Raw genomic sequence first — 13,183 nt, 5'->3', positions numbered from 1 at the left:
TATACCATCATAGCAGACACAAAATGAAGATGCTGTCTATACAGACAAGCATCTTCATTTTTTCTACGAAGAATTATTCGATGTCAATATATTCTTAAGTTTCTCCGTTGCACGCCGCTGGATGCGCGATACGCTCATTTGGGAAATGCCGAGACGATCCGCAGCCGAGCGCTGTGATAATCCTTCATTAAATATAAGTGCCAATACATTTTGTTCTTCCGGCTTGAGTTCCTTCATAGCCTCCATCAGATCCATCTTGCGTTCCACCGATTCATAATCGTCGGCTTCAGAGCGAATCAGCTCTCCCAATGTCGCAGCACTCTCATCCTGCGATAATGGGGTATCTAAGGAGACGTAATGATAGCACTCTCGACCGGCTAGAACTTCGACAGTTTCTTCGACGGACAATTCCAACTTCTCCGCAATCTCATTTACATTAGGCGACCGCTCAAGCTTCATTGTCAGCTCATCAATGGTCTGCTGTACGAGCGCACCTTTTTCCTTAATCCGGCGTGGAACTTGTATATACCATGACTTGTCCCGCAAGAAGTTCTTCATATGCCCAATCATACTTTTCATCGCATAAGCTTCGAACGGAACACCTAACGAACTATCGAATTGCTTCAATAAGCGAATCAATGCCATATTGCCGACCTGCATCAAATCTTCATACAAGTCCGGACGGTTGCGTGAAATCTTGCCTGCGGCCATCTTGACCATGGGATCGTATCTCTGAATGAGGATCGTTGCAATCTCATTATCATTTGTAGCTTGATATTCATGTATGAGCCGTGTTGCTTCCTCTGATGAATGTTGTTGAGGGACAGCACTCATAGAAGTTCCCCGCTTCGCTGCAGGCGCTTCTTCATCTTCACAACGGTGCCGTGACCATCGACGCTCATCACTTCAACCTCATCCATCAACGCCTGCATTAAATAAAATCCAAGACCACCGGCCTGAATATCTTCAAGCTGCTTGTCATGCAAGCCTTCCACCCCACTGGTCTTGCTTGCTGCATCAAAGCTCGCTCCCTCATCCTGTACGATGATCCCAATCTCATCCTCAGCAACCTCAAACAGTACTTCAACGACTCCACCCTGCGAATCATACGCATATAGCACTGCATTATTGCAAGCTTCCGAAATCGCTACCTTCATATCTTCTATATCCTCATAGGAGAATCCGATACGGCTTGCGATGCCATACAAAGTCAACCGTGCCAACTCCACATATTCGGCTTGTGCTGGCAATGATAACTTAACGCGCTTCCATTCTCTTGCGTGTTCCATAATTCTGATTCAGTCCCTTTCATCGTTCATTTGTTAGGCTTGTGGGGTCAGAAATTTCGAAATACCTGTCATATCAAATAGTTTTTGGACATGTGTCGGTACATTTACAATACGGAAAGCTGACTTCTGCTCATGACGCATCTTCAATATCGAGATCAAGATTCCAATCCCTGTGCTATCAATATACGTCAGCTCTTTCAGATCTAAGGTAAGCTCTGTGTTCGCATCGTTCACAATCGGTTCCATCGTGGAACGAAACTCTTTCGCTGCTGCCAAATCCAAATCTCCACAAGTCTGGACAATTACTTGTCCCTCTTGCTGTACCGTCTTAACTGCAAACTTTTTTCCGTTCATCATGTTCCTCTCCTATACATAGGTAAACTTGTTAAATGTACTTTATTGGTAAATAACCTTCATCATCTAAATCGAAACAATGGGAAAAGAATGCGACGGCTACTCGCCACATTCCTTCAACCATACGTCAAATGTAAATAGGGCCCCTTCTGGTACCGGTATGGCACGAATATCCCCGTCCATCAATTGGACAAGCGACTTGCAAATGGCAAGCCCCAATCCACTTCCGCCATACTTGCGGTTCATAGAAGAGTCAAGCTGTGCGAATGGCTGGAACAGCCCTTCCATCTTATCGACTGGAATACCGATTCCTGTATCCCGTACATCGAACTGGACATGGAACTTATTGCCTTCCCCCGTGCGCTTCGTTTCGATGATGGACACATAAATGCTGACATTCCCACGATTCGTAAATTTGACTGCATTTCCTACGAGATTAATAAGGATCTGCCTGACGCGCAGCATATCTCCATACAATAACGATGGCACATCCTCATCCATTGAATACGACAAGGTCAAATCCCGCTTATTCGCCTCGACCATGAACAGCTCATAAACTTCTGTAATGAGCGAGTTCGTATCGAACGGAAATTCTTCTAATTCCAGCTTGCCTGATTCCATCTTGGTGAAATCAAGAATATTATTAATCGTCCTGATCAGTGTATCGGCGCTCTTGCGGATCAACTCCGCATAGTTCGATTGCTCACTTGTCAGCTCAGTGTCGAGCAGCAGATCAACCATTCCGAGCACCCCGTTCATCGGCGTTCGAATCTCATGGCTCATCATTGCTAAAAACTGTGTTCTAGCAAGTGCCGCGCGCTCCGCTGCTTCCTTAGCAGCTGCCAGCTCACTGTTCATCCGCTCAAGTTCCTTCGTCTTCTGATGGAGAAGCATCTTCTGCGCCTGCAGCCGCTTCTGTGCCAGGAATATACCAACGAAGCTATGAATCTTCGACTTCAAAATATGAGGAACGAATGGCTTGACCATATAGTCAACCCCACCCGCTGAGTATCCAGCAAATAAATGCTCGGTTTCCTTATAGTTCGCGGATACGAATATTATCGGAATATTCTTCGTCTTCTCGCGAGCCTTAATCCATTTGGCCGTCTCGATCCCATCCATGCCTGGCATTTGAACATCCAGCACAATAACGGCGAATTCCTCTTTCATCAAGTGGCGCAAAGCTTCCTCGCCTGAAGTAGCCTTGACCAAGCGATAGCTTTCCTCGGACAACACGGCCTCGAGTGCAAGTAAATTCTCGCGCCTATCGTCAACGAGCAAAATATTGATTGGTTCCAAGGTGTTCACAATTGTGCCTCCTATCGTATTTTACGATAAATCTTCTCGTTACGATCGATCTCCTCGTATTGAGATTCTCTCCCTGTAAAATGCAAGGATTCCTTGCCTCCGACAATAAGCACACCTAGTGGCGCCAAGCTCTCATAGAAAAGATCATGAACCCGGTTGCGCAGCGGCTCATTAAAATAAATCATTACATTGCGGCATAGGATGACGTTAAATTCATTAAAGGATCGATCTGTTGCCAGGTTATGCTCTGCAAAAATTACATTTTTACGCAAGTAAGGATGAATGACAACGCCCTCTCCAGAAGCCGTATAATATTCGGAGAAAGAGCTTGTCCCGCCCGCCTCCAAATAATTTTTGGTGTATGTGCGCATTTTGTCCATCGGGCATACGCCTTCTTTGGCTTTCTGCAGCGATAGCGGATTCATATCGGTTGCATACAGCCTGGTCTTCTCATACAGCCCTTCCTCATGAAGCAGTATCGCCATGGAGTATACTTCCTCTCCTGTCGAGCAACCCGCATGCCATATCCGAATATACGGATACGTACGCAGCATAGGGACGACCTGTTGACGAAATGCCAAGAACATGGAGGGATCCCGGAACATTTCGGTAACGGGGATCGACAGGCTGCGGACAAAACGCTGCAAGCATTCCCGATTATAGAGTACTCGGCCCTGCAGCTCCGAAATCGTGTCTACCTTTTCCTCATGCACTTGATGCCAAATGCGCCGTTTGAGCGAAGGATACGCATAGTCCCGGAAATCATAACCATAAACTCGATAAACCCCTTCTAACAGCAATTCAATCTCAATGCGTTCTCGGTCCGAATCCTGGGGCCTTCTTCTCTCATCATGTAAACCGAGCCCGTTTCCGTTCATATCTTATCCTTGCTCCTTCATTCATCATGTCAACATATTGCTTACCTGTTATTTATATAACCATACTCGCATCAATGAAAGCAGCTGTTCCGTCTGAAATGGCTTGCTGACATAGTCTGACGCTCCTGCCTCAATGCACTTATTGCGATCTTCTTTCATCGCCTTCGCCGTCAGTGCTATGATCGGCAGCTTCTCGAATCGAGGCTGTTCGCGAATGCGGCGCATCGCTTCATAGCCATCCATCTCCGGCATCATCATATCCATGAGAACGAGGTCGAAATTCTCTTCCCCATCCAATGCTTCAAGTGCTTCGCGTCCATTTTCAGCATACACGATATTCATATCGTACTGCTCTAGCACGCTTGATAGCGCAAATACATTGCGCACATCATCATCGACGAGCAGTACCCGCTTGCCTGACAGCAGCATATCACTTGGTCCCTGGTTTTCTTTTTCATCGCTTAGCTGAACTTCCTCCGAACGCTTCAAGAGAATCATCGTTTCTTGCAGCAGACGTTCAGGAGACTTCACATCCTTAATAATGATGCTCTGTGCGCGCTTCTTCAGTTCCGTCTCTTCCTTCGAATCCAGCAGTTTGCCAGTGTATACAATGATCGGGATACGACGGATTCGGGAGTGGTGACTAATTTCATCCATTAATTCAAATCCTGTCATATCAGGAAGCAGCAAATCCAGCACCATGCCGTCGAACTTCTCTTCCCCGAGTACCTTGAGTGCTTCCGTCCCGGTAGAGACCGCGGTAACGGCTACGTCCGCTCCTTCAATTAAGGCAATTAGAGACTGTCGCTGCGGACCATCATCTTCAACGATCAGCAGCTTCTTCTCTCCAAATGGCCACTTATGTCCGTCCACTTCTTCAGAAACAGCGACTTCCTTGAGCAACGCTTCTTCCCAAGCAGTAAGAGGCATACCCTCATGGTTCGCAGATACCTGCGGCAGATGAGGCTTGACGAGCTTACTGCGTTCCTCTGATGTATGCCCCTCTTCGCCCTCTACGGTTAGTGCCGCTTGGGCTTCTGCGATCGCCTTTTCATACAAAGCAACGGTGGAGTTAACTGGAATTGATGAAGGCTCTACCGCCTTCATCGGAAGGAAGAAGGTAAACGTACTGCCTTCCTTCTCTCGACTAACCAGCTGCAGCTTGCCGCCAAGCAGTCTTGCCAACTCTCGGCTGATGGACAGACCGAGCCCTGCGCCGCCGTAATTTCGGCTAGTTGTACCATCCAACTGCTGGAACGCTTCGAAGATCAAATCTTGTTTATCTTTCGGAATGCCGATCCCGGTATCTACAACATGTATCGCCAAATAAGGCTCATCCGCTTCCTGAAGCGGGGAAGGCAATTGCTCCGGCTTCGCCTTCGCAATGTGAAGGGTTACTGAGCCCTTCGTTGTGAATTTAAATGCATTGCCAATCAAATTGCGTACAACCTGCTTCACTCGATGCCCATCAGTTACTAGGGAGCTTGGCAGATCCGGATCTATCTCTACCTTGAACTCAAGCCCTTTCTGCTCTGCAATTGTCTCAAAGCTGTCGCTCATAAAGGAGGCCAATTCGCTCAAATAGACAGTTTCAAAATTCAACTGCATCTTGCCTGCGTCGATCTTGGACAAATCCAAGATTTCATCAATCATTTTAAGCAGATCCGAACCGGACATGTTAATCGTACGCGCATACTCGACCTGCTTCTGTCCCAAGTTCCCTTCCTTATTCTCCGCCAGCAATTGGGACAGCACCAGCAGGCTGTTAAGCGGAGTACGCAGTTCATGAGACATATTAGCGAGGAACTCAGACTTGTACTTCGAAGCCAAGGCCAACTGCAATGTCTGGCGTTCCAATATCGTTCGCGCCCCTTCGAGCTCTTCGTTCTTCTCTTGGGTTGCCAGCATCTGTTCTTCCAGCGCACGTGTCTTCGCGATCAGTTCCGTATTGTAGTGTTCCAGTTCTTCCTGTTGACGCTGGAGCATCTCCTCAGAACGCTTCAATGCTTCTGTGTGCGATTCCAGATGCTCGTTCGAGCGCTTCAGTTCTTCCTGTTGTGTCATCAGTTCCTCAGACTGGCATTGCAGTTCTTCGGTAAGCGCCTGTGACTCACGCAGCAATTCCTCTACACGCAAGCGTCCAGAGATCGTATGCACGATGACCCCGAGCTTCTGTGCGAGCTTTTCGAGCAGTCGATGCTGTACAGGTGACATCTTCGTCAATGATGCCATCTCTAACACCGCAATCACTCTGCGTTCGAACATAATCGGGAATAAGATAAGCTCAATCGGTTGAGATTGACATACGCCCGATTCAATTCGAATGGAGCAATCCTTCATGTCGCTTATAATGATTGGCTTCTCATCCACGACACATTGACCGAGCAGGCCTTTCCCAACAACCATTGTTCGCTCAGCCTTCAAATCGTCAGTAGCTGCATAAGTACCGAACAGTTCGAATACATCTGGTTGATCCGTCTCATTTCGAATATACAGGGCGCCATATTGTCCACCAAGTGTCGGCACGAACTCGCTAATGAACATCTGCCCAACCTGATTCAATGTAGCGGCTCCATTCAGAAGCTCTGTAACACGTGCTGCATTTCCATCGATCCATGCCTGCTCTTCTTGAGCCTTCCGATACAATTCCTCATTCTTCTTGCGTGCTTCCAAGTCTTCTGCCATCCGCTTGAACACTTGAATGACTTCTCCAATCTCATCATTCGTATGCGGCTCAAGCTTACGTACAATACGAAGCCTTCCACGGGCAAGACTGCGCATCATGATGGACATCGTATTCAAATTCCGTGTCACACTCGGGATGACCCACAACATAATCGCGCAGGAAACGACAAGCCCCAGCACCATGATACCGGCCGTCAAAGTAATCGACTGCTCGTAATGCTTCTTCGCTTCCAGCACCTGATTGTCAATCGACATCTCATGATGATTGGCCAAATCGGCCACACTGTTTTTCAAGTTGCGTTGATATTCCAATCCCTCTTTATTTCGCAATGCGTTGGCTTCTTCATATTTATTCTTGGTGGTGAGCTCTACTGACTTGTTGACGAATTCGTCGTACTTGTCCCAATCGCGTATCGCCAGCTCGATGAGCTTCTTCTCTTGCGCCGTTGAATATTGTGCCGTCAACTCCCTGAACGATTTAACAATATCATCACGGTAAACCTTCCCTTTTTGCAACAGTTCTTCGCCGTTAACATTCGGGTTTAGCATATCGGTCACCAGCACGCTGGCGATATTGTCCATGTCGTCCCGAATCAAAAAGGCAAGTTCCACTTTGCGGAAGCTGTCCGTATAAATCTGATCCAGATCCTGCTGCAAGCTGCTCATGCGATCATAAGACACCCAGCCAAGTCCGGATATGATAAGCATGAACAGAACGAAGCCAGCGATTAATTTCGTGCGTAACTTCACTGTCTGCTCCTCCTTCTAAATCAATGAACATCCACCCAAATCAGGCACTTGTCATCCTCACTGTCCTCATCAGAACCAGGTGCAAACAGCTCGTCCCATGAACTGCTCTGCAGCGTCTTCTCGTGTCGAAGAATATTGGCAATGCGCTCCATAGCCTCTTCCACGCTGTTGCCTGCCGTTTCCATTAACCCATCCGTATACATTGCAATTCGAGCACGTGAGTCGCATTGTACTTCTTTGGTCTCTACTTCAAGCTCTGGGAACATGCCTACTGGATATCCGGTAGATTCCAAGGTTATGAGCTCACCATCCTCCATCATGACAACGCCAGGAGGGTGTCCTGCGTTCGCATACTGGATGCATCCCTTGTTCGTATCAACAACCACATATAATGCCGTCATATAATAGAGCATTAAATTCCCGTTCATATGAAGCTGATGGAATTTCGTATTCAATCGCTTAAGCACAAGATCCGGCTGTTCGATCTGCATAACGGCGTCCCGTAGAACGGAAGCAATGAACATACACAGCAGCGCAGAGGATACGCCGTGCCCCATAACATCGATTATGATAATTCCATATCTGCCTTGGCCCAGCGGGAACCAAGCATACAGATCTCCCGCCAGCTCCTCAGAAGGCTGATATAGTGCGTTGATCGTAATATGTTCATCTTGATAAGGCTCTGTCAACACAGAGCTCTGCACCTTCGCGGCCAAGCTTAATTCATCGCGAATATGGCGATCACGTTCCTTATGCCAATCCTTCTCCCGCTTCAAGCGCAGCGCTAGCCGGATTCGAGCCAGCAGCTCCACCCTGTTAATCGGCTTCGTGACGTAATCAACCGCACCCGCATCCAATGCCTCTGCGAGCATATTGGAATCCCCAATCGCCGTTACGATAATAATCGGAATGTCCCGAAGCTCAGAGTATTGTTGGATCGTGCTGCAAGCTTCCAGTCCATCAATCTCCGGCATCATCATATCCAATAAAATAAGATCAATATCCGGTACATACATAGGCCCAAGAGGCCCATCCATCCCAAGAACTTGATACATCTCATGGGCTGACGAAGCAGTCTGCACTCCGTCATAGCCAGCTTTACGAAGGATTTCCCGAATGAGCATGACATTCGTCGGATTGTCATCAACGACGAGAACGTTCATCATACTCTCCTCCCCTCATCGATTATGATATAGTTCGTGCCTTTTCGACATAGCCCCCCATAATTCCCAACTACCACTATACCGGAAAAGGCCAAAGAAGATCATCTCTTTTTGTTACTTGCCTGTGAAAAAAAACGAGAGCCGGTTAACCAAACTGTTAACCGGCTCTCCCGCACTATGCGCGCTGTCTCCACAATTGCCACAGCTTCGTCCCAATATCGACCCATTCCTTCCAATCCTGCTGTTGGCTAGCTGTGGAATGGGAATGGCTTTGTCCCTGCGGTGATTGTTCACGTTCTTGCTTATGCTCGGCTTCACCCAGTGGCTCCTGTGTTATCACAGCAGTATCCGCCTGCAGCGGTGCTGATACAGGCGCAGACGCTGCTGCCTGATGCTCCTTAGACACTCGTCTATCAGGGGTGGGCTTACGTTCAAATCGCCCTGCGGCTCGACGTACCCCCTTAACCAGTCCTACTGATACCTGCTTCGCAGCGATTGAGATCTCGTTCAAGGCTTCACCGGCATGTTGAACAGAGTCCATCACTGGCTCCATCTTCTTTAATTGCTCAGACAGCTCTAGAGAGAGTTCATTCGCATTTTTGGCGACACCTTGCAAGTCGCCACTCAATAAATTCACGGTCTGCTGTACTTGCTCAAGGGTATCGGCAGCCCGCTCCAGAGAGCGCTTGGCTGACAGCAGTGTTTGAATCAGATAGAACACCAGCACCGCAAACGCTGCTGCTGCAAGTAATGCACTAATTTCCAATAACATAGATGAATACCGCCTTTCTCCGCATTCCCAAGCATAACACATTTTTCCGTATACCAATTATGAATAAATACCCTGAAAGCAGAACTGTGAAACAAAAATACCCAATTGTTTAGCTGTCCTCCCGCTGTGGTAATCATCATGCAAGCCACGACAATCGAGCAGCATAGACAAGCTGCTCGGCCCAAACCTTTTTCGTAACATTCTATCAAGGAGGAACTGCTTATGCTTACATGGTCAGCTATATTTTTAGTAATCGCTGTAATTGCAGGTGTGTTTGGTTTTTTTGGGATCGTCGCAGCAGCAGCATCCATCGCCAAAGTACTGTTCTTTATCTTCCTCGTTCTGTTCATCATCTCCCTTGTGACGGGAAGACGAGTATCATAATCGCCATATCGCTCTATGCAACATACAAGAATAACAAAAAAGGCTCGTCCGTATGACGAGCCTTTAGCCTTTTGTAATGCTTAACCGTTCATATCATATTCAACTAAGATTCTTCCCCGGAAAGTGAACGGCTCTCACCACGGAGAAATGCTTCCTTGTCCCACTGTCTTAGCCAACGAGAGGATAATACGCCCGCCAGCATGGATCCATTTACATTTAGCGCGGTGCGCCCCATATCAATTAGGGGCTCTACAGAAATTAACAGTCCCGCCAAGCCAACCGGCAAATTCATCGAGGACAGCACGATTAGTGCGGCAAATGTAGCTCCTCCTCCAACACCCGCAACACCGAAGGAACTGATCGCAACTACCGCTATGAGCTGCAGAATAAACCATGGATCGAGCGGATTCATTCCCACAGTAGGTGCAATCATAACGGCCAGCATGGCAGGATATATGCCGGCACATCCGTTCTGCCCCATTGAAGCGCCGAACGACGCACTAAAATTCGCAAAACTCTCCGGTACTCCAAGTTTATCCCTCTGTGTCTCCACATTGATCGGAATAGAACCTGCACTTGTACGTGACGTAAAGGCAAATACCAAGGCAGGAGTTGCGAGCTTCACGTATCGCGCAGGCGATATCCCCGATAGCCCAAGAAGCAGCAGGTGAATGATAAACATGACAATCAGTGCAACGTAAGAAGCAATTACGAATCGGCCTAACTTCCATATCTCCGCTGGTGCTGTCGTAGACACAACGCGAATCATCAACGCAAGAACACCATACGGCGTTAATCGAAGCACCAATGTCACCATCCGCATAACAACCGCGTGTAGCGAATCAATGATAGAGGCGAACGTGCGCCCATGCTCAGGCTTCTTCCTAGCCACACCTAATGCTGCAATTCCAACAAAGGCAGAGAAAATAACAACTGCAATGGTAGAAGTTCTTCTTCCCTCTGTCATATCGAGAAATGGATTCGTAGGTATGAACTCCAGTACCTGCTGCGGGATCGTCATATCACGCACTTCTCCGACCTGTTCACTCAAGTGCTGCCCACGTTCTGTCTCTTGTTGTCCCGCCTCCATATTCACAGCGGACAAATTGAAGGCCAGCGCAGATGCGATGCCGACAGCAGCTGCAACGGCAGTCGTCGCGATCAGGATGCTTATAATCACTGCACTCATCCTGCCAACACCCGTTCTCGTCGTCACATGCAAGATCGCGGAAATGATAGATACGATAATCAGCGGAATGACGACCATATGCAGCAGACGTACATAGCCACCACCCACGATATACACCCAATCGTTGAGCACACGTACAATATCATGCCCAGCTCCATATAGCTGCTGGAGAATCGCTCCATATACAATCCCTAAGCCGAGCCCAGCAAATACCCGCTTCGTAAAGGACACATGCCTCTTCTGCATGACATACAGCATATAGAGGAGTCCAAGCACAACAACAGCATGAACGATCAACCACCAACCGTTGCTCACGGTCATTTCACTCCTTGGTCGCAGGAGGCGCGGACATTCTCATGTCCATAATTCCATCCAGCATCATGTGATGCTATTATTACTCCCCAACTTGTGATATTTCATCCAGATTGAGGTTGACTTGCTGACAGATGTGAATGAAATGAAGCAACTCTTCATCCGGAATACCTTCGAAGAAGCGTGAGAACACAATCTCTCGCTGGATTTCTACCGCCTTGACCTTCTCATGCCCAGCTTCTGTAAGCTCCAAATAATTAATGCGACGATCAAGTGCATCTCGATTGCGTGTAACATATTGCAGCAAGGTGAGCTTATCGGTTATGCCCGTCACGGCTCCCGGTGTCAAGCGAAGCTCCTTTGCTACATCTGTTACTTTCATTGCCCCATTGCGAAATAGAAGATTCAGTACTGCAAATTGAGTCATATTCACATTGAGGTTATGCAGTTCCAAATGCCGATCCCATTGGGCGCGCATCCCACGCAGCATAGAGCGGAAATTCATCTGCAATTGGAGCAGTTGTTCACGATTAGGCAAACTGTCACGTCCTTTTCTATCGTCCTATCTAACACACCAATCCTAACATGAACCTAGCAATCGGCAACAAATAGGCTCATCTTACTCCGTACTAAAGTTTCAGCCCAAAGCGGAACTTCCAGCCATCTTCTAAGAACTTCACTTCTTTTACTTTAACCAAATGCGGCAGCTCTGACGATAAGGAAAATTCCTTCGTCTGCAATGACAGCCATGAGAGAGGGATTGAAATGTCCTTCACGCGGGCATCAGTCGGCACTACACGTACTGATTGACTGCTATCATCCCACTCCAATTGGAATGTAATCTTGAGCTCTGCTTGAACATAAGAGATAGGCTCCAATTGAATCGTTGCTTCCAATTCATTGTTCGCAAGCTCTGTCTTCATCCCACTAATATTCCACTTTTCCTTCAACGAGCGATAAGGTTCTGTCTCCTGCATATGCTTGGATACCAGTCCATTAATCTCTTCTTCGCTAAATTGTATCGTAAGAGAACGATTGTGTACGATTTGCTCCAAACGTTCTGACAAGGACACATCCACTTGAGGAGGCCAGCCTAATACCGTAGTCGGTTGAATGTAAAAATACGCCGCTCCAGCAAGCAGAATAAACAATACGATGACCGTCAACAATCCACGGCGCAGCCATTTCCACAATGTCTTCACTCTTATCATTCCTTCCAAAATATTGTTTCACTACCATGTAAACCGGTTACATACTAAACAAGGCGGGGGAACATTCCTTATGTCACCTATAAATGATACCTTCATGTCCTCATCGTAAACTTTAATATCCTAGAGAAAGCCTCACATAAAGTTGGTATCTGACAACAAAGTCCAGTAACCAGTAATCGGAATGTTCACCTTAGCAGTAAACCATACCATTGTATAACCATGAGAGAGGAGAATTCAATAATGAAGAAATTAGTGGCAGTGATGGCTATGACTTTAACGTTCAGTACGATAGCTGCAACAGGAGCATTTGCCGCACAAGAAACAGATACAACTGGAGTTGTTACGACAGAAATCGTGTCGATAGACCTGAAACAAAACACGACTCTCTATGATTCAATCAGCGGTAAAATAGTAGGCCTCTTGGAGCCCCAGGTGATTTCAATTGAAGCAGCATCGAAGGATGAGCACAATACGACTTGGTATCGAGTGTTTACATGGATGGGTACAGCGTGGATGAAAGACCCGAATGCCTACTCCAAACTCGTTGCAGTCGGCCCCAATACAACCATATATAACATACCTAACGGCAAGCAGACGGGCAATCTTGCAGCGCAGACACTTCCTATTATCAATGAGCAAATTGATGAGTCCGGATTTACCTGGTATCAGATCAATAGTTATCAAGGCAAAGCATGGATACTAAATCCAGAACAAAGCCAGCGTGTCAAGTTAACAGCAATAACTCCACTCTATCAAGCCATTGATGGCAAGAAGGTTGGAGAATTGAAGCCGCAGACGGTAACCGTGCGTACAGTGAAATATGATGCAAAAGGAAAGCGCTGGGCGAATATCCCGACTTGGAAGGGAAACCTGTGGATCAGATGGTAA

Annotated in this window: 12 protein-coding genes and 1 pseudogene; 2 read left to right on the top strand and 11 right to left on the bottom strand. The window is 47.3% G+C overall.

All coding sequences use genetic code 11. The features are described from left to right. Window positions 1–63: 63 nt before the first annotated feature. From RQP50_RS24655 to RQP50_RS24620, 8 genes and pseudogenes are all read right to left on the bottom strand, one after another. Window positions 64–834, bottom strand: coding sequence for a sigma-70 family RNA polymerase sigma factor (locus RQP50_RS24655; RefSeq protein ID WP_028532007.1), 771 nt, complete (start codon window positions 832–834; stop codon window positions 64–66). Next, window positions 831–1,289, bottom strand: coding sequence for an anti-sigma B factor RsbW (gene rsbW / locus RQP50_RS24650; protein WP_072730155.1), 459 nt, complete (start codon window positions 1,287–1,289; stop codon window positions 831–833). Before rsbW ends, RQP50_RS24655 begins: the two co-directional genes overlap by 4 nt. Window positions 1,290–1,322: 33 nt before the next feature. Then, window positions 1,323–1,643, bottom strand: coding sequence for an STAS domain-containing protein (locus RQP50_RS24645; protein ID WP_021255301.1), 321 nt, complete (start codon window positions 1,641–1,643; stop codon window positions 1,323–1,325). Between the two features lie 117 nt (window positions 1,644–1,760). Beyond that, a pseudogene (locus RQP50_RS24640) lies at window positions 1,761–2,951 on the bottom strand (ATP-binding protein); the annotation flags it as partial. 11 nt (window positions 2,952–2,962) lie between these two features. Next, window positions 2,963–3,829, bottom strand: coding sequence for a CheR family methyltransferase (locus RQP50_RS24635; RefSeq protein ID WP_021255303.1), 867 nt, complete (start codon window positions 3,827–3,829; stop codon window positions 2,963–2,965). A gap of 48 nt (window positions 3,830–3,877) precedes the next feature. Further along, window positions 3,878–7,264, bottom strand: a complete 3,387-nt coding sequence (locus tag RQP50_RS24630) for a response regulator (RefSeq protein WP_315747050.1) — start codon at window positions 7,262–7,264, stop codon at window positions 3,878–3,880. Between the two features lie 20 nt (window positions 7,265–7,284). Further along, window positions 7,285–8,427, bottom strand: coding sequence for a SpoIIE family protein phosphatase (locus RQP50_RS24625; protein ID WP_021255305.1), 1,143 nt, complete (start codon window positions 8,425–8,427; stop codon window positions 7,285–7,287). A gap of 175 nt (window positions 8,428–8,602) precedes the next feature. Next, on the bottom strand, window positions 8,603–9,199 hold the full coding sequence (locus RQP50_RS24620; RefSeq protein WP_072730151.1) for a DUF948 domain-containing protein: 597 nt from the start codon (window positions 9,197–9,199) through the stop codon (window positions 8,603–8,605). A 222-nt stretch (window positions 9,200–9,421) separates the two neighbouring features. On the opposite strand from RQP50_RS24620, the gene RQP50_RS24615 reads away from it, so the two are divergent. After that, window positions 9,422–9,583, top strand: coding sequence for a DUF1328 domain-containing protein (locus tag RQP50_RS24615; RefSeq protein WP_021261596.1), 162 nt, complete (start codon window positions 9,422–9,424; stop codon window positions 9,581–9,583). A gap of 103 nt (window positions 9,584–9,686) precedes the next feature. Here the strand turns inward: RQP50_RS24615 and RQP50_RS24610 are convergent, their stop codons facing one another. The 3 genes from RQP50_RS24610 to RQP50_RS24600 form a co-directional block, all read right to left on the bottom strand. Beyond that, window positions 9,687–11,030: an L-cystine transporter gene (locus tag RQP50_RS24610; RefSeq protein ID WP_370510433.1), complete on the bottom strand. Its 1,344-nt coding sequence runs from the start codon at window positions 11,028–11,030 to the stop codon at window positions 9,687–9,689. Between the two features lie 136 nt (window positions 11,031–11,166). Further along, on the bottom strand, window positions 11,167–11,622 hold the full coding sequence (locus RQP50_RS24605) for a MarR family winged helix-turn-helix transcriptional regulator (protein ID WP_021255309.1): 456 nt from the start codon (window positions 11,620–11,622) through the stop codon (window positions 11,167–11,169). A 91-nt stretch (window positions 11,623–11,713) separates the two neighbouring features. After that, complete coding sequence (locus RQP50_RS24600; RefSeq protein ID WP_021255310.1) at window positions 11,714–12,286, bottom strand: hypothetical protein; 573 nt, start codon at window positions 12,284–12,286, stop codon at window positions 11,714–11,716. A 249-nt stretch (window positions 12,287–12,535) separates the two neighbouring features. On the opposite strand from RQP50_RS24600, the gene RQP50_RS24595 reads away from it, so the two are divergent. Then, window positions 12,536–13,183, top strand: coding sequence for a hypothetical protein (locus RQP50_RS24595; RefSeq protein ID WP_315747049.1), 648 nt, complete (start codon window positions 12,536–12,538; stop codon window positions 13,181–13,183).

It is taken from the genome of Paenibacillus suaedae (assembly GCF_032337355.1).
GTDB lineage: Bacteria > Bacillota > Bacilli > Paenibacillales > Paenibacillaceae > Paenibacillus_B > Paenibacillus_B suaedae.
Note: the sequence above shows the minus strand (reverse complement) of the source record. Positions and strands in the feature narration are given on the sequence as shown.